The sequence below is a fragment of the Novosphingobium silvae genome, assembly GCF_009856825.1.
GTDB lineage: Bacteria > Pseudomonadota > Alphaproteobacteria > Sphingomonadales > Sphingomonadaceae > Novosphingobium > Novosphingobium silvae.
Genome location: NZ_WVTD01000003.1, coordinates 111,287 through 128,371, shown reverse-complemented (window position 1 = coordinate 128,371; position 17,085 = coordinate 111,287). Strand labels below are relative to the sequence as shown.

12 protein-coding genes are annotated in these 17,085 nt (G+C 65.7%); 4 read left to right on the top strand and 8 right to left on the bottom strand.

Annotated elements, in window-relative coordinates:
• Position 1 precedes the first annotated feature (1 nt).
• The gene (locus GR702_RS05645) at positions 2 to 2,710 is read left to right on the top strand and encodes a xanthine dehydrogenase family protein molybdopterin-binding subunit (RefSeq protein WP_419880283.1); all 2,709 of its coding nucleotides are present in this window, start codon (positions 2 to 4) and stop codon (positions 2,708 to 2,710) included.
• Positions 2,711 to 2,775: 65 nt separating this feature from the next.
• On the opposite strand, the gene GR702_RS05640 is transcribed toward GR702_RS05645, so the two are convergent.
• On the bottom strand, positions 2,776 to 3,246 hold the full coding sequence (locus GR702_RS05640) for an Lrp/AsnC family transcriptional regulator (RefSeq protein ID WP_160984995.1): 471 nt from the start codon (positions 3,244 to 3,246) through the stop codon (positions 2,776 to 2,778).
• Between the two features lie 236 nt (positions 3,247 to 3,482).
• On the opposite strand from GR702_RS05640, the gene putA reads away from it, so the two are divergent.
• Positions 3,483 to 7,082: a trifunctional transcriptional regulator/proline dehydrogenase/L-glutamate gamma-semialdehyde dehydrogenase gene (putA, locus tag GR702_RS05635; RefSeq protein ID WP_160984994.1), complete on the top strand. Its 3,600-nt coding sequence runs from the start codon at positions 3,483 to 3,485 to the stop codon at positions 7,080 to 7,082.
• A 111-nt stretch (positions 7,083 to 7,193) separates the two neighbouring features.
• On the opposite strand, the gene GR702_RS05630 is transcribed toward putA, so the two are convergent.
• The 7 genes from GR702_RS05630 to GR702_RS05600 form a co-directional block, all read right to left on the bottom strand.
• On the bottom strand, positions 7,194 to 7,613 hold the full coding sequence (locus GR702_RS05630) for a c-type cytochrome (protein WP_160984993.1): 420 nt from the start codon (positions 7,611 to 7,613) through the stop codon (positions 7,194 to 7,196).
• Positions 7,614 to 7,649: 36 nt separating this feature from the next.
• The gene (locus GR702_RS05625) at positions 7,650 to 7,961 is read right to left on the bottom strand and encodes a hypothetical protein (RefSeq protein WP_160984992.1); all 312 of its coding nucleotides are present in this window, start codon (positions 7,959 to 7,961) and stop codon (positions 7,650 to 7,652) included.
• The gene (locus tag GR702_RS05620) at positions 7,958 to 8,590 is read right to left on the bottom strand and encodes a cytochrome c oxidase subunit 3 (RefSeq protein WP_160984991.1); all 633 of its coding nucleotides are present in this window, start codon (positions 8,588 to 8,590) and stop codon (positions 7,958 to 7,960) included. Before GR702_RS05620 ends, GR702_RS05625 begins: the two co-directional genes overlap by 4 nt.
• Positions 8,587 to 10,479, bottom strand: a complete 1,893-nt coding sequence (locus GR702_RS05615) for a cbb3-type cytochrome c oxidase subunit I (protein ID WP_160984990.1) — start codon at positions 10,477 to 10,479, stop codon at positions 8,587 to 8,589. Before GR702_RS05615 ends, GR702_RS05620 begins: the two co-directional genes overlap by 4 nt.
• Entirely contained in the window at positions 10,476 to 11,459 is a 984-nt protein-coding gene (coxB, locus tag GR702_RS05610) for a cytochrome c oxidase subunit II (protein WP_160984989.1), read from the bottom strand. Before coxB ends, GR702_RS05615 begins: the two co-directional genes overlap by 4 nt.
• The gene (locus GR702_RS05605; protein ID WP_160984988.1) at positions 11,456 to 11,830 is read right to left on the bottom strand and encodes a cytochrome c; all 375 of its coding nucleotides are present in this window, start codon (positions 11,828 to 11,830) and stop codon (positions 11,456 to 11,458) included. The genes coxB and GR702_RS05605 overlap by 4 nt, the downstream gene beginning before the upstream one ends.
• Before the next feature lie 81 nt (positions 11,831 to 11,911).
• Positions 11,912 to 14,194 (bottom strand): FdhF/YdeP family oxidoreductase, encoded by a 2,283-nt coding sequence (locus GR702_RS05600; protein ID WP_160984987.1) that lies wholly within the window; start codon positions 14,192 to 14,194, stop codon positions 11,912 to 11,914.
• 193 nt (positions 14,195 to 14,387) lie between these two features.
• Here GR702_RS05600 and GR702_RS05595 point away from each other — a divergent pair, with 193 nt between their 5' ends.
• Together GR702_RS05595 and GR702_RS05590 are read left to right on the top strand one after the other, a co-directional pair.
• Entirely contained in the window at positions 14,388 to 15,986 is a 1,599-nt protein-coding gene (locus GR702_RS05595; protein WP_160985167.1) for an alpha-amylase family glycosyl hydrolase, read from the top strand.
• A 1-nt stretch (position 15,987) separates the two neighbouring features.
• Positions 15,988 to 17,076 (top strand): glycosyltransferase, encoded by a 1,089-nt coding sequence (locus GR702_RS05590; RefSeq protein WP_160984986.1) that lies wholly within the window; start codon positions 15,988 to 15,990, stop codon positions 17,074 to 17,076.
• Positions 17,077 to 17,085 lie beyond the last annotated feature (9 nt).

Below are 17,085 nucleotides of genomic sequence, written 5' to 3'. Positions count from 1 at the left end.
CGTGCAGACGAAGAGCGTGGGCGCTGCCCGTTACGTCGGCTCCCGCCAGCCGCGCAAGGAGGACGGGCGGCTGCTCACCGGGCGCGGCCAGTTCACCGACGACGTGCGACTGCCGGGCATGCTTCACGTCGCTTTCGTGCGCTCCGCCGTCGCGCGTGGACGGATCGTCTCCATCGAGCTGGAGGCTGCGCGCGAGATGCCCGGCGTTCACGCGATCCTGACGCAGGCGGATCTTGCCACGGTCCCGGTGAAGATGCTCAGCTTCTTCTTCACGCCGATCGAAAGCCCGGTGACGCTGCTGGCCGATGGCCGGGTTGCCTGCGTTGGCGATCCCGTCGTCATGGTCATCGCACATAGCCGCGCTCAGGCGGAGGACGCGGCCTCGCTCGTCGAGGTCGTGGTGGACGAGGAGACCCCGCTCGTCACCATCGCCGATGCGAAGACGGGACCGCTGGTTCACCCCGGGCGGGAAGACAACATCGCGGCGGAAATGGGCGACGAGGATGCACTCGAGGCGATCCAGCCTCTTCTCGACGACTGTGCTCATGTGGTCTCCACGCGCATTCGCCACCAGCGCATCGCGCAGTCGCCGATGGAAGGGCGCGCCTGCGTCGCCTCGCCCGATGGGGCCGAGGAGATGACGGTGTGGATGGGCTGCCAGAGCCCGCATCTTGCCGCGCGTTACCTGACGCAGGCGCTTGGAATGCCGCAGGAGGGAATACGCGTGGTCGCCCGGGACGTCGGCGGCGGCTTCGGCCTGAAGAACATCCCCTGGCGCGAGGAGATGGCGGTGGTCGTCGCCGCAAAGATCCTGCGCCGCTCTGTAAAATGGATCGAGGACCGCTTCGAAAGTCTCACCGCCTCAAGCCACGCGCGCGAGCAGGACACCGCGCTGACGCTCGGACTAGACAAAGACGGTCGCTTCCAGGCCGCCTGGTGTGACTATGCCTGCAACAATGGGGCCTGGCCGATGGGCGAGGATGCGAACATCGCCGTCCACATGTTCATGTGGCCCGCCTACCGGCTCCCGGCGTACGGCTTCGTTACGCGGGGCTGGTATACCAACACGATGGGCCTTGGCGCCTATCGGGGGCCATGGGCAATGGAGTCGCTGGTGCGCGAGACGCTGATCGACAAGGCGGCGCGACGGATCGGTGTTGACCCTGTGGAACTGCTTCGCCGCAACCTCCTCTACCTGGAGGATCAGCCGCACACATCCAGCATGGGCATCCCGGTCGAGGACATCACGCCCGGTGAATGCCTGGAGAAGCTGATGGCTAACATCGACTATGCCGCATTCCGCCGCGAACAGGCCGAGGCGCGGGTGGAAGGCCGCTATCTCGGCATCGGCTTTGCGACCTACATCGAGCCTACGGGTTCTGCGGGGTCCATGGCGCCGATGACTGGCGAGACGGTGCAATTGCGGATCGAGCCGACCGGCAAAGTGGTCGCCATGCTCTCCACCCATTCGCAGGGGCATGGCACGGCGACAACAATGGCGCAGGTCATCGCGGAGCAGCTAGGCGTCGCCTACGAGGAAATCACCGTCTACGAAGGCGACAGCGCGATCGGCGCCTTCTCGCCCGGCGCGGCTGGGAGCCGCCAGGGTGTGATCGCAGGCGGGGCGACGTGGCAGGCGGCACGCATGCTGGCGGACAAGGTGCGCGCGGTGGCCGCACACCTCTCCAACGCCAGCGTCGATGCCGTGTCGATCGAGGGGGGCATGGTCCACATCATCGGGGCTCCGGAGATGTCCCGCTCGTTGCGGGAAATCGCCGAGATCGCCTATGGCGAGCCTGCGCGCCTGCCGGAGGGGGCTGCCTCCGGCCTGGAAGCGCAGTATCGCTATCAGCCGCCGCCGATGACCATGACCAGCGCCGCGCATTGCGCGATGGTGGAGGTCGATGCCGAAACCGGCTTCGTGACGATCCTGCGCTGGATCGGCGCCGAGGATTGCGGCACGGTCATCAATCCCGGAGTAGTGGAAGGGCAGATTGCGGGAGGACTGGCACAGGCTATCGGGCAGGTGCTGCTGGAGGACATGCCCTATGACGCGCGGGGGAACCCGCTGGCGGCGACCTTCAAGGACTATCTGATGCCCTCTATCTCCGACGTGCCGGACTTCGAGTACCTCCATGCAAGCACGCCGTCCCGGACCATCGGCGGCATGAGGGGAGTAGGCGAGGGAGGCTGCATCATCGGCCCGCCCACGCTGGTCAACGCCATCGCGGACGCGCTCTCCCCATTCGGTGAGATCGACGAACTGGTCCTGCCGCTGACCCCGGCCCGTATCGTCGATGTGATCGAAGGACGTGACGTCTCGGGTACTCGCGTCCATTGGCAGGCTCTCGAGGCGGTACCGGCGGGGGGAGACGAGGCTGCCGCTCCGCCCTCGGCAGAACCGGGGCAGGCGGCCGGGATCGATGGCGATTGGAACATGGTGCTCAAGACGCCGATGGGCCCGCAGGCAATGGTCGCACACTTCGATACCGTCGGAGAGGCGGTCTCAGGCTATCTAGAGGCGCCCGAAGGTCGACAGGACTTCGCTGGCGGCACGCTTTCCGGCGATCGGCTGAAGTTCGAGATGAAGGTGGAAAAGCCCATGAAGATCACGCTGAAGTATGACCTTCGCTTCGATGGCGCCCACTTTTCCGGCAAGTGCAAGATGGGGATGTTCGGCTCGGCGAAAGTCTTTGGAGAGCGTGCATAGCAGGCCGGCGTTCGGCCGCGCCGGGATGGCGCTCCACTCTGCACTTGCGCAAGTCGCGCTGGCGGTCAGCTGTTCGCGTCTTTCACCGTCTCCATCGCGACGAAGGTGGAAGTGCTGGAGACGTGCGGCAAGCTGGAGATTTTCTCTCCCAGGACCTCTCGATAGCGGCGAATATCGGCGGTGCGGACCTTGAGCAGGTAGTCGAAGCTGCTGGCCAGCATATGGCATTCCTCCACCTCGGGAATTCGCGCGACCGCGCGGTTGAATTCCGTAAGCGCCGCCTCGCGCGTATTCGACAGCTTCACTTCCGCGAAGGCGACATGGTCGAGGCCGAGGCTGGCCGGATCGACGACTGCGCGAAAGCCGCGGATCACTCCGCTTTCCATCAGCCGTCGCAGGCGGACCTGGCACGGTGTCTTCGACATGCCCACCGCCTTGGCAAGGTCGGTCACGGTGATCCGCCCGTCGACGCGCAGGACCGCAATGATCTTGCGGTCCAGTCCATCCAGTTCGACCGGCTTGCCGGGCTTGTTCATCCGATCGGTCCGCCTGATAGGTCGATTTAAGTCAAATCGCGCTGTCAGATGCCTTTGAAAAGTCGGATCGGCAAGAAGGAATCTGATAGCTGCGGTGTGTCCCTTGAATGTCTCGTCGTCCCTGCGAAAGCGGGACCTCGCTTGTCCCTTCGGCGTTTCGCATAGGAACAGGTCAGGTTCTCCACGCGGGGGCGGCGAGCCTTCGTTCCGGATGACATCTGGCAGGATGCACGCACATGACCAATCCCTTCGCCGATTTCGCCCCCGCCGTCCGTGACCTCTCTCCGCTGCGCCGCGCGATCGCGCAGGCCCGCCGCCGCGACGAGGAGCAGTGTCTCGCACCGCTGCTTGACGCCGCCGCGCTGCCCGACGACATGCGCACCGCCGTGCGCGCGACCGCGACGCACCTTGTCACCACGCTGCGCGCCAATCACAAGGGCACCGGCGTCGAGGGACTGGTGCAGGAATATGCGCTTTCCAGCCAGGAAGGCGTGGCGCTCATGTGCCTGGCCGAAGCGCTGCTGCGCATTCCCGATCATGCCACGCGCGACGCCCTGATCCGCGACAAGATCGCCGACGGGGACTGGAGCGGTCATCTGGGCGGGGGCAAGTCGCTCTTCGTCAATGCCGCCACCTGGGGGCTCGTCGTCACCGGCAAGCTGGTGGGCTCGGTCGACGACAGGGGCCTTGGCGCCGCGCTCACCCGCCTTGTCGCACGGGCTGGCGAGCCAGTGATCCGCCGCGGCGTCGATCTTGCGATGCGAATGATGGGCGAGCAGTTCGTGACGGGCGAGACCATAGAGGAAGCGGTGAAGCGCGCCCGCGAGCTGGAGGCGCAGGGTTTCCGCTACAGCTACGACATGCTGGGCGAGGCGGCGACCACCGCCGCCGACGCCGCGCGCTACTATGCCGATTACGAGAACGCGATCCACGCCATCGGCAAGGCAGCGGGCGGCAAGGGTATCTATGCAAGCCCTGGCATCTCGATCAAGCTTTCCGCTCTTCACCCCCGCTACGTCCGCGCCCAGGCCGGGCGCGTCATGGGCGAGCTGCTGCCCGACGTGAAACGGCTGGCGGTGCTTGCCAAACGCTACGACATCGGTTTCAACATCGACGCGGAGGAGGCGGATCGGCTCGAACTCTCGCTCGACCTCCTCGAAAGCCTGGCGACGGACCCGGAGCTGAGGGGCTGGGATGGCCTCGGCTTCGTCATCCAGGCCTACGGCAAGCGCTGCCCCTTCGTGATCGACTGGATCGTCGACCTTGCTCGCCGCGCCGGTCGAAGGATCATGGTTCGCCTTGTGAAGGGCGCGTACTGGGATGCCGAGATCAAGCGCGCGCAGGTGGAGGGGCTTGCCGACTTCCCGGTCTATACGCGCAAGATCCATACCGATGTCGCCTATATCGCCTGCGCGAAGAAGCTGCTGGCCGCGCCCCATGAGGTCTTCCCCCAGTTCGCCACGCACAATGCGCAGACGCTGGCGACGATCTACCATCTGGCGGGCCCCGATTTCTCGCAGCGCCAGTACGAGTTCCAGTGCCTGCACGGTATGGGCGAGGCGCTTTACTCGCAGGTTGTGGGGACGGAAAAGCTCGACCGGCCCTGTCGCATCTATGCGCCGGTCGGCACCCACGAGACGCTGCTGGCCTATCTGGTGCGACGCCTGCTGGAGAACGGGGCCAATTCCTCGTTCGTCAACCGGATCGCCGATCCCGCTGTTCCCGTATCCGATATGGTCGCCGATCCTGTGGAGGTGGTGCGCGCGATGCCCTGGCCGGGTGCCCGCCACGACCTCATCGCGGCGCCGGCCGAGCTGTTCCCCGATCGCCGCAATTCCGAGGGGCTCGACCTCACCGACGAAATCGCGCTCGCCGGGCTTGCCGAAGGGTTGGAAGCGTCCGCTCGCGTCGACTGGAGCGCCCGGGCGGATGGAGCGGAAGGAGAGGCAAGGGCGGTGCGCAACCCCGCAGACCACCGCGATATCGTGGGAACCGTGACGGAGCTTGCTCCCGCGGAGGCTGCAGCGGCCGTCGCTCGCGCCGCACGAAGCGATTGGGCGCAGGTTCCGGTCCAGGCCCGCGCCGCCGTCCTCGAGAAAGCCGCCGACCTGATGCAGGCGCGCATGATCCCGCTGATGGGCCTTGCCATTCGCGAGGCTGGCAAGTCAGCTGCGAACGCCGTTGCCGAAGTGCGCGAAGCCATCGATTTCCTGCGCTACTACGCCGAGGAGGCGCGCCGCACCTTCGGGCCCGAGCAGATCGCCGTCGGGCCGGTGGTCTGCATCAGCCCCTGGAACTTCCCGCTGGCGATCTTCACCGGCCAGGTCTGTGCCGCGCTCGTTGCCGGCAATCCGGTTCTCGCCAAGCCGGCAGAGGAAACGCCCCTGATCGCGGCCGAGGCGGTGCGCATCCTCCATGAGGCAGGCGTCCCGGCTCACGCGCTGCAGCTGATGCCCGGCGCGGGCGAACTTGGCGCCGCACTCGTGGCAGCGCCCGAGACCGCGGCGGTCATGTTCACCGGCTCCACCGAAGTGGCTCGCCTGATCCAGCGCCAGCTTGCCACGCGCCTTTCGCCCGAGGGCCGGCCTATCCCGTTCATCGCCGAAACCGGCGGCCAGAACGCAATGATCGTGGACAGCTCCGCCCTTGCCGAGCAGGTGGTGGCGGATGTGATCGCCTCGGCTTTCGACAGCGCGGGCCAGCGCTGCTCGGCGCTTCGCGTCCTCTGTCTGCAGGAGGACGTGGCCGAGCGCACGCTGGCGATGCTGAAGGGAGCGCTGGCGCAGCTCACGGTCGGCAATCCGGAACGCCTGTCCGTCGATATCGGGCCGGTCATCACCGCCGAGGCGAAACAGGGTATCGAACGCCACGTGGAGGCGATGCGGGCCAAGGGCTGCCGTGTCGAGCAGGTCGCCCTGGATCAAGGCACGCAGCAGGGCACCTTCGTGGCGCCCACGATCATCGAAGTCGCGTCGATCCGCGACCTTGGGCGCGAGGTGTTCGGGCCGGTTCTGCACGTCCTGCGCTTCCGCCGCAGCGAACTGGCGCAGCTTGTGACGGACATCAACGCCACCGGCTACGGCCTGACTTTCGGGCTGCACACGCGGCTTGACGATACGGTGGCGAAAGTGACCGTCGGCGTGCGGGCGGGCAACCTATACGTCAATCGCAACACGATCGGTGCGGTGGTGGGCGTGCAGCCGTTCGGCGGGCGCGGCCTCTCCGGCACCGGACCAAAGGCGGGAGGGCCGCTCTACCTAGGTCGGCTCGTGAGCCATGCGCCGCAGGTGCTGCCACGGGGCGGCACCGCGCCGGGCGTTCTTGCAACGTACATCGAGTGGCTCGATGCCCGGGGCGACGCCGGGGTGGCTCGGCTGGCACGCGAACTGGGCGCGACTACGGGCCTCGGCTTCGAGATGCTGCTGCCGGGCCCGGTCGGCGAAACCAACCGCTATGCCCTTCATTCGCGCGGCCGTGTCCTGCTGAAGCCCGCCACGCGCGAGGGCCTGCTGGGCCAGATCGCCGCCGTTCTGGCGAGTGGCAACACCGCAAAGGTCGATGGCGCCGATCTGCCGCTCGACCTGCCGCGGTCCGTGGCAGAGGCACTTCGCGGACCAGATGACGAGCCTTTCGCGGCCTGCCTCGTCGAGGGAGATGCAGCAGCAGTGCGCGCGGCTTGTGAGCATGTGGCCGGGCTCGCGGGACCGATCGTGCCGGTCCATCGCTGGGACGCACAGAAAGCTGGACCTGCCTGCACCCGCCTGCTCGAGGAAGTCTCGGTCTCGATCAACACGACAGCGGCCGGGGGCAACGCAAGCCTCATGATGATCGGCTGAGGCGGCGTTCCCGTCGAAGAGGACGCTCGGCCACGGATACGCCCTCAGGTGATCGCCTGGGCCTGCGCCAGCGCGGGCCTGTTGCGGGTACGATCTGCCTCTGCGTATCCGTCAGTGTGCGTAGAGATAGGCCGATATGTCCCGTGCAGTGGCCTCGTCGATCCCCTGCTCGGGCATGCCGGTGCCCGGATCGATGTGCTGCGGATGCATGAGCCAGAGCCTCATGGCGGCGGGGCCATTGGGAAGCTTCCCGGCCAGTGTCGCTCTTGACGAGATCCCCGTCAGGTCAGGACCGACCTGACCATTGGCACCTGCAAGGCGCGGAATGACATGGCAGCCTCCGCAGCCGTAACGGCGCAGCGCGGTCTTGCCGCGCTTCCAGTCGCCGCCCGTGATGGCGTTCGCGTGCGTGCGGATCTGTTCGAGGTTCTGCGCATAGAGCACCGCGCCTGAGATCGCCGCCGCTGCCACGCACAGCGCCACCAACGCGGCAAGCCACCGCAGGGCAGCGGGGACCGGCCGGTCAGTCATGCCGGCTCTTCAGCCGGAGAGCCCGGGCAAGGCACGTCATGCAAGGCATGCGGGCACGATGGCGACGGCAAGGGTCTGAAAGGCGATGGCGAGCGCGAAGATACCGCAAAGCGCAAGCGCCAGGCGGGCAAGCCAGGGGTGAGCGAGCTTTGTGTCCGTCGTCCCTCGCAGTGGCCAGGCGAGATACATGGCAACCACGCATCCTGCGATGCTGGCCGCTCCCCATGCGAGGCCCACGGGCCAGAGGGAGCAATCGGCATGGAGCAGCGCCGAAAGCCCCTGTTCGAACAGGAACCAGATCAGCGGCGGTAGCGCCAGCGCGGTCCATGCTCGTGCCCGGATGCTCATGCGGCTCTCGGAGCCCAGTAGACGAGGGCATAGACAGGAAGCCAGCACAGGACCACGAAGGTCCAGTAGTTGGAGTTGTCCTCTACATCGGCGAACTGATCGTCGCCCACCTCATGCGTAAGGAGCCAGGTGCCGATGACCACCGTCTCGCCCCATTCGGTGATCAGGTGCGTGGTGTGGAGCACCAGAAGCAGCCAGACGGCTGAGCCATACGCGCTATCGTACCACGCGACGCCCAGATGCCGGAATTCCATAGCCCGCGCGGCCATCAGCAGGAGCGGGATCACGGACATCGCAAGAGTGCCGATGCGCGTCCCTGCGACGTTCTTGTTGCGGGCACAGCGCAGTACCCACAGGTTGGGTAACTGGCTCAGCAGCATCCCGGCGGTGAACAGGCCGCTCCAGAAAAGACCCGGCGGCTGCGCGCCGCCCGCAGGCCATTCGGAGCTCTGGGTCATGAGATAAAGGTAGGCCGCTGCCGCCAGCGCGAAGCCGGTTCCCTCGATCAACATGAAGCCGATGTTGCCCCACCAGACTAGGTTGCGGGGACCGCGGGCACTGGCGGGCAGGTTCGACAGGTTGCCGACGATTTCGATCTCGCGCGGCGGCTTGCCCAGTGTCGAGGTCATGAGCGCGCCCTCAGCGGACCGCTTGTCGCCCGCGCACGGGTGGGCCAGAACCAGCCGGTGAGAGCGGCGCCGATCGGCAGGAGGCCTGCCGCGATGGCCCAGGGCGTAAAGATGCTGGCGATGAACATCGCCGAAACCGCTGCAGCCGCGACCAGAGGCCAGATCGAGGGAGAGGCGCTCTTCTGGCGATAGACGGGTACCGCATCCGTGACGCTCGTCACCAGCACTTCGCGTCGGTCCACCGCGATGCCGTCGAAGACGGCGATCCGCGATGCGTCCTCCCACATCGGCGTAAGGCTGGAGACGCGCGGCGTATAGGCGAAGTTCCATGCAGGCGGCGGGGATGGGCAGGCCCACTCCAGCGTGGAGCCTCCCCAGGGATCAGGTCCGGACGGCGCGCCGCGCCAGTAGCTTGCAAGGGCATTGCCGACGAACACGAGCCCTCCGAGCACCGCTATCACGCTGCCTGCCGTGGCGACCTGATTGAGCCACTCCCACCCCATCTCCGCCGGGTAGGTGTAGACGCGGCGAGGCATGCCCATCAGCCCCAGCACATGCATGGGGAAGAAGCCCAGGTTGAACCCGCCCACGATGAGAGCGAAGGCAACCCGTCCCCACCGTTCCGACATCAGTCGTCCCGTCGCCTTGGGGTACCAGTAGCAGAAGGCTCCGAAGAGCGGGAACATCGCGCCGCCAACCAGCACATAGTGGAAGTGCGCGACGACGAAGTAAGTGTCGGTCAGTTGCAGATCGAGCGAGGCGGAGGCGGTCATCACGCCCGAGAGGCCGCCGATGACGAAAGTCGCGAGGAAGCCGATGATCCACAGCATCGGCGTGTGCAGCACGACGCGTCCGCTCCAGATCGATGCGATCCAGCAAAATATCTGAAGCCCGGCGGGCAGCGCGATCGCCATGCTTGCGCCGGTGTAGAAATCGTTGCCGAGACGCGGCAGGCCGACGGCGAACATGTGATGGACCCATAGGCCAAAGGCCAGCGCAGCGATGGCGAGGATCGCCAAGACCAGTACGTTGTGCCCGAACAGCGGGCGACGCGAGAAAGTCTCGACGATGGAAGAGACGAAGCCCGTCGCCGGGATGAAGATGATGTAGACTTCCGGGTGCCCGAAGAACCAGAACAGATGCTGGAACAGGAGCACGTCGCCGCCTGCAGCCGGAGCGAAGAAGTGCGTCGAGACAAGGCGATCCGAGATCAGCATCGAGGTCACCAGCATGATCGCCGGCATGGACAGGATCGTCATCAGCGAGGCGATCAGCATGGCCCATAGGAACACCGGCATCCGCGCCAGCGTCATGCCCGGCGGCCGCATCTTGAGGATCGTGGCGGCGACGTTCACCGAGGCGGCAAGGGCGGCCACTTCGGTAAAGGTAATCATCTGTGCCCAGATGTCGGCGCGGTGTCCCGGGGAGTAGGAGGGGCCGGACAGCGGCGGATACTCGAACCAGCCGAGGTCCGGAGTGATGTCCAGCGCATGCGCGATCCACAAGGTCAGCACGCCGCCCAGATAGAGCCAGTAGCTGAACGCGGAGAGGCGCGGGAACGCCATGTTGCGCGTGCCCAGCATCAGCGGCACCAGCCACAGGGCCATGGCTTCCATCACCGGGACCGACACAAGGAACAGCATCGTCGATCCGTGGAGGGAAAAGCTTTCGTTGTAGAGCTGCGGGCCCATGCGCGTGTTTTCGGCCACTGAGAGTTGCCAGCGCATGTCGAGGGCAAGCACTCCGGCCAGGAACATGAGGAGCAGTGCGGTGACGATATAGCGCGCCGCGATGCGCTTGTGGTCGACCGTGGTGAGGAAGCCCCAAAGGCCTGGCTTGTCCTTCCAGGTTGCGTCCAGTGCGTCCATGCGGGCGGGATCGGGGGTCATCGCAGGCCTGCAAGGTAGTGGGCGACCGCATCCGCGTCGGCCGGGGCAAGGGGGATGGCGGGCATCGAGGTGCCGGGCTTCAGCGCCTGCGGCTGTGCGATCCACCCTTGCAGGGCGCCGCGCGACATCGTGATCGTTCCGGCCGCTATCGACCGGCGGGCGCCGACATGGGTGAGGTCCGGCCCCGCTCGGCCCGACGCGGTCGTTCCGCGCACGGCGTGGCAGGCACTGCAGGTGCGCGCGAACACCGCTTGACCGTGCATGCCTCGGCTGTCGCCCACCGGTCGGGCCATGCGCGACTGCCGTGCGAGCCAGGCTTCGAACTGCGCGGGCTCCTCGACCTTCACGTCGAAAGCCATGTGGGCATGCTGCATTCCGCAGTATTCGCCGCACTGGCCCCTGAACCAGCCCGACTGGCGGGGCGTCAGGTCGAGAACGTTGCGTCGCCCGGGGATCATGTCGATCTTGCCGGCGACATTGGGCACCCAGAAGCTGTGGATCACGTCCGCCGACCCCAGAAGCACGCGTGTGGTGCGGCCCCGGGGCAGGTGCAGCTCGTTCGCCGTTTCGATCCAGCGCGCCGTGCCGCCAACGCGATATTCGATCCGCCACCACCACTGGTGTCCGGTGATCCGGACCTCCAGCGCATCTTCTCCCCGAGTGGCGAACAGCGCCCTATCCGCAAGGAAGCTGCCCACGATCAGGATGGTCACACCAAGGACGATGCCGATACCGGTCGCCCACAGGCCGCGGTTCAGCCCTCGCATCGCGCCGTCCCGGTCTTCATCTCTGCCGCGCCGCATAAGGCTCCACACGAGAGCCGCGACGACGACAAGATAGACGATACCGCAAACGGCCAGCGCAAGGAGAAACAGCTGGTGCAGCGTTTCGGCTTGGTCTCCCGCCGGAGCGAGAGGGCTCTGCCTGCCCGAGCAGGCGGCCAGCAAGCCGATCGCAAGGAGCGGAGACGCGCGGTTCATTGCGGACCGTTCCAACTGGAGCCCTGCGCCTCGCCCTTCTGGTCGACCAGAAGGCGGTAGCGCTTTTCAGCCGTGTGAGTGGGCAGGTCGCGCACATATGCGGTGATCTGCCACAATTGTTCGATGGCGATCCGCCTCACGAAGTCCTGTTCGGGATGCCCGCTCGCAACAGAGGCATAGACTTGCGCAAAGCCGCCCCCATGCCGCCACTTGCCATCCGTCAGGTCGCGATCGGCTGGACCGCCTTCGGCATGGCACTGAGAGCAGCCATACCATGCGAAGTACCGGCGGCCTTGGGACACCTGGTATGCGTTTTCCTGATACGCCCCGATGCGCGGATCGGCATCGCCCGAAGGAAGCGTCTGCGGCATCGCAGGTCCGATCGTTCGCGCCTCGTTGCTGCAGGCCGCGAGACATGCGGCCAGCAGAACGAGAATGCCCCCCGGCTTCATTCAGACGAGGATCCGCACCGGGATCCCCTTCGCCGCCGGGGTCTTCGACTGCTGGTCGTGGTACCAGACCGGCATCAGCGGGTTCATCTCCGGATAGTACGCGCCGATGCACCCGCGCGGGAGCAGGAACGGCGTGACGACCAGCCCATCCACCTGCCGATGCACGCCGTCCCCTGCATCCGTGACGAGGCTTACGACCTGCCCGTTGGACAGCTGGGCCGCGGCAATATCCTCGGGGTTCATCAAGAGCACGTCGCGGGTGCCCTCGATGCCGCGCAGCCGGTCCGAATACCCGTAGATCGTCGTGTTGAACTGGTCGTTCGACCGCAAGGTCACGAGGCGGTAGCGGCCTTGCGCATCGTCGAAGCCGATCGAGCGCAGCCTTTCGGGCGCAGTGAACGCGGCCTTGCCGCTTTCGGTCTTCCAGACCCGCTCGCGTGCGGAGTTGCCGCGATAGAAGCCACCCGGGGTGAATACCCGCGCGTTGAAGTCCCGGAACTGCTCCGGATAGGTTTCCTCGATACAGTCGCGAACCTTTGCGTAATCGGCCGTCCACTCGTCCCACTTCACCTTCGGGTTCGGCGGCAGCGTCGCCTTGGCCATCCCTGCGACGATCGCAACTTCCGACTTGAGGTGCCGCGATGCCGGCGTGTTGCGGCCAAGGGATCCGTGGATGCAGGAAAGCGAATCTTCCATCGTCACCGACTGTCGGCCGGTGCCCTGGACATCCTCTTCCGATCGACCCAGACAGGGCAGGAGGTAGGCCACCTGTCCGTTGACGAGGTGGCTGCGGTTCAGCTTGGTGGCGACCTGCACCGTCAGGCGCATCCGGGTCCAGGCTTCCTCCATCTTCTCGCGCTCGGGGATGGCGCGGATGAAGTTGCCGCCGAGCCCGATGAAGGCCTTCACCTCGCCCGCGATGATCTTGTGGCATGCCGCGACCGTGTTCATGCCCTCCTCGCGGGGAGGCTCGAAGCCGAACTGCTGTGCCAGACGGTCCAGCGGCACGAGCTCCGGCTTCTCGGAGATACCCACCGTACGCTGGCCCTGCACGTTGGAGTGTCCGCGCACGGGGGAGATGCCGGTGCCTTCACGTCCGACATTTCCCTTGAGCAGCCACAGGTTGGTGAGTGCGGCGAGATTGTCGAAGCCGTGGACGTGCTGGGTCAGGCCCATCCCGTACATCGCGATGGACTTGGGGGCATCGACGTAGATCTGCGCCGCCTCCTCGATGTCGGCCCGCGAAAGACCGCTTTCCCGCTCGATCTCGTCCCAGCCAACGGCCTCGACCGCGGCTTTCATCTCCTCGAAGCCGCTGGTGTGCTGGGCGATGAAATCGACATCCAGCACGTGCAGCTTCTCGGAGCGCCACTTCGCGTCTTCGGCGGCAAGGACGTGCTTGATCATGCCCGTGATCGCCGCGATGTCGCCGCCGGCCTTGACCTGCAGGTAGAGCGTGGAGATCTGCGTGCTCTTGGGGGTCAGCATTTCCACCGGGCTCTGCGGGTTCTTGAAGACCTCCAGGCCCTTTTCCCGGATGGGGTTGAAAGTGACGATCTTCGCCCCTCGCTTCACCGCCTCCTGCAGCGGGTGCAGCAGCCGGGGGCTGTTCGAGCCGGTGTTCTGCCCGAAGAAGAAGATCGCATCGCAGGTGTGGAAGTCGGACAGAACGCATGTGCCGACAGGCGAGCCAATGAGCTTCTTCAGCGCCACGGATGTCGTCTCGTGGCACATGTTCGAGCTGTCGGGCAGGTTGTTGTGGCCATAGAGCCGGGCGAACAGCGCGTAGAGGTAACTTGTCTCGAGGCTTGCGCGTCCCGACGCGTAGAAGACGGCGCTGCCCGGATCAATGGCCTTCAGCTCCGAGCCGATTGCGGCGAAGGCCTCGTCCCACGAGCATGGGACATAGCGGTCGCTGGCGGCATCGTACCGCATGGGATGGGTAAGGCGGCCCTGCTGTTCAAGGTCGTAGTCCTTCCAGGTTCGCAGTTCTGTGATCGTGTGCCTGGCAAAGAACTCCGGCGTGCAACGCTTGGTCGTCAGCTCCCAGAAGGTTGCCTTGGCGCCGTTTTCACAAAACTCCACGGCATGGGTATCGGCCGGTTTCGTCCATGCGCAGGACACGCACATGAAACCCTTGACCTTGTTCTGCCGTCTCAACGTGTCGAGCGCGCCCGGGCTGGGGCGTTCGCGCAAGCCGACTTCGGCGATGCCCCGCAGGGAGCCCCAACCGCCTTCGGTGCCCTCGTAGTGGACGGTTTCGTCTTCGTTGGTATCGGTCATCTCAACCCCGCAGCCATGGGCCTTGGAAACGCTGCAGCAAAACTCCGGTCCTCTCCGACTTGATCTATGATAGGATGAATGCGGATCGGCATGGCTCGCAGCGGGATCACTGGCGGTGACATGCGGACTGCGCCGAAGCAGTCACCCGATGAGTTGGGCGGAACCCGGATCGGCCGTGTGCTTTATCGCCTTCATGAGGAAGAAGGTCGGGACAGCCTGGTGGGAAACAGGGGTGATCTACCAGATCTATCCCCGCTCGTTTCAGGACACGAACGGGGACGGGGTGGGCGACCTTGCCGGGATCGAGGCAAGGCTGGACCATGTCGCAGCCCTTGGCGTCGATGCAATCTGGCTCTCACCCATATTCCCGTCGCCGATGGCGGACTTCGGCTACGACGTGGCGGACTACTGCGGCATCGAGCCGGCCTTCGGCGATCTTGCCGCGTTCGATAGCCTGATTGCGGCAGTCCACGCCCGGGGTCTCAAGCTGCTGCTGGACTTCGTTCCCAACCATACTTCCGACGAGCATCCCTGGTTCGTCGAAAGCCGTTCTTCGCGCGACAACCCCAAGCGCGACTGGTACATCTGGCGCGACCCGGCGCCGGGGGGCGGCGTTCCCAACAACTGGATCAGCGACTTCGGTGGTTCCTCGTGGGAATGGGACGAGGCGAGCGGGCAGTACTACCTCCACGCCTTTCTCAAGGAACAGCCTGACCTCAACTGGCGGAACCCGCAGGTACGCGCGGCCATGAGCGATGTGCTGCGCTTCTGGCTCGACCGGGGTGTGGACGGATTTCGGATCGACGTGCTGTGGCATATCGTGAAGCATGAAGCCTTGCCGGACAATCCGCTCAACCCCGACTGGTCGCCCGAGATTACCGAGAGGGATCGACTGCTGCAGGTATACTCCACCGATCAGCCTGAAGCGCACGCGATCTCGGCAGAAATGCGGGAACTTGCCGACAGCTATGGCGACAGGGTGCTGGTCGGCGAGATATTCCTGCCGCCGGAGCGTCACGCCCGCTGGTACGGCACGCCCGAGCGTCCACAGGTCCACCTGCCTTTCAACTTCCAGCTCATCGAGAGTCCGTGGGATGCCGCGCATCTTCGCGCCGTGATCGAGACGTACGAGGCTTCGCTTCCAGAGTTCGGCTGGCCGAACTGGGTCATCGGCAGTCACGATGCGCCTCGGATCGCCGCGCGGATCGGAGAAGCGCAGGCAAGAGTGGCTGCGATGTTGCTCCTCACCTTGCGCGGAACGCCGACGCTCTACCAGGGGGACGAACTGGGCATCGGCAACGTCACCATTCCCGTCGAGCGGATGCGTGATCCGCAGCATTTCCGCCAGCCCAGTCTCAACATCGGACGGGACCGCTCGCGCACGCCCATGCCTTGGGACAACTCCGCTTATGCCGGGTTCAGCACTGTCGAGCCCTGGCTGCCGCTGAACGACGATTGGCGCGAGCGCAATGTCGCCACGCAGGAAGCCGATCCGGATTCGATGCTGCGCTTCTACCGTTCCATGTTGGCGCTCAGGCGTGTGCATCCCGCCCTGTCAGCCGGGTCCTTAACACTGCTCGAAGGTGGGCGCGACGTACTGTGCTATGTGCGTGAACACGAGGGAGAGAGGCTGGCCGTGTTCCTGAACCTGAGCTCGGGTCTGCGCCATTGCGAACTGAGGGATTGCGGGAGCATCGATGGGGTGATCGCCTCCACGCTTTCGCCTCGCCCCTTCGACGGCACGCTGCTGCCCGATGAAGGGCTGATCCTGCGTCTTGCGAAGGTATCCTGAGGTGCGGATCGCAATGCTCGCGCCGATCGCCTGGCGCACACCGCCCCGGCACTATGGTCCCTGGGAACTGGTCACCAGCCTTCGGACAGAGGAGCTGGTGGCGCGCGGCGTGGATGTGACGCTCTTCGCGACGCTCGATAGCGTCACTGCCGGGCGGCTCGCTGGCGTCGTTCCTGCGCCGTACTGCGACGATCCCACAGTCGACGCGAAGGTCTGGGAACATCGGCACCTGGCGCACCTGTTCGAACGCGCGCACGAGTTCGACATCATCCATAATCAGGCCGATTTTCCGGCTCACGCTTTCAGTCGCCTGGTTGATACGCCGATGGTCACCACCATCCACGGGTTCTCGTCTGATCGGATCCTGCCGATGTACGAACCTTACGACGAGCGCATCCACTACGTCGCCATCAGCGATGCGGACCGCCATCCGCGCCTGCGCTATGCGGCGACGATCCACCACGGGATCGATCTGGAGGCTTTCCCATTCGAGCCGGACGGAGGAGAAGACCTCCTCTTCTTCGGGCGCATCCACCCGGACAAGGGCGCGCGCGAGGCGCTCGATGTGGCGCGGGGCTCAGGCCGCCGGATCAACCTTCACGGCATCGTGCAGGACGAAGCTTACTTCGCAAGCGAGGTCGAGCCGCGGCTTGACGGGGAGATTGCCCGGTTCTGGGGCCCGGCCGGAGGGCAGGACCGCCTGAACGCGCTTGGCCGGGCGAGGGCGCTGCTTCATCTCGTGAACTTCGACGAGCCCTTCGGACTCTCGGTCGTGGAAGCGATGGCGTGCGGAACGCCGGTCATCGCGACGAGACGCGGCTCCATGCCCGAGATCATCGAGGACGGGGTGAACGGCTTCATCGTCGATACGCCCGAAGAGGCGGTGGAAGCTGTGGCAAAAGTGGGTGCGCTGGACCGCGCGCAGGTGCGCCGCAGCGTGGAGCGGCGCTTCAGTGTCCGGCGCATGGCGGAAGACTACATCGCGTTGTACGAGGCTGTCCTTGCCGGAGATGCTGGCCCGGGCCTCTCGCGAACTCGACTACCAAAGCCGCCGCGGCTCGCCGAGCCTTCCACCTCGGCTCGACGCTAAGCTGTCGCT

Excerpts from the sequence above, each read along its gene's own strand:
- GR702_RS05640 (WP_160984995.1), bottom strand. The coding sequence starts at position 3,246 with ATGAACAAGCCCGGCAAGCCGGTCGAACTGGATGGACTGGACCGCAAG.
- GR702_RS05625 (WP_160984992.1), bottom strand. The coding sequence starts at position 7,961 with ATGAGCATCCGGGCACGAGCATGGACCGCGCTGGCGCTACCGCCGCTG.
- GR702_RS05615 (WP_160984990.1), bottom strand. The coding sequence starts at position 10,479 with ATGACCCCCGATCCCGCCCGCATGGACGCACTGGACGCAACCTGGAAG.
- GR702_RS05595 (WP_160985167.1), top strand. The coding sequence starts at position 14,388 with ATGAGGAAGAAGGTCGGGACAGCCTGGTGGGAAACAGGGGTGATCTAC.
- GR702_RS05605 (WP_160984988.1), bottom strand. The coding sequence starts at position 11,830 with ATGCCGCAGACGCTTCCTTCGGGCGATGCCGATCCGCGCATCGGGGCG.
- putA (WP_160984994.1), top strand. The coding sequence starts at position 3,483 with ATGACCAATCCCTTCGCCGATTTCGCCCCCGCCGTCCGTGACCTCTCT.
- GR702_RS05620 (WP_160984991.1), bottom strand. The coding sequence starts at position 8,590 with ATGACCTCGACACTGGGCAAGCCGCCGCGCGAGATCGAAATCGTCGGC.
- GR702_RS05600 (WP_160984987.1), bottom strand. The coding sequence starts at position 14,194 with ATGACCGATACCAACGAAGACGAAACCGTCCACTACGAGGGCACCGAA.
- GR702_RS05630 (WP_160984993.1), bottom strand. The coding sequence starts at position 7,613 with ATGACTGACCGGCCGGTCCCCGCTGCCCTGCGGTGGCTTGCCGCGTTG.
- coxB (WP_160984989.1), bottom strand. The coding sequence starts at position 11,459 with ATGAACCGCGCGTCTCCGCTCCTTGCGATCGGCTTGCTGGCCGCCTGC.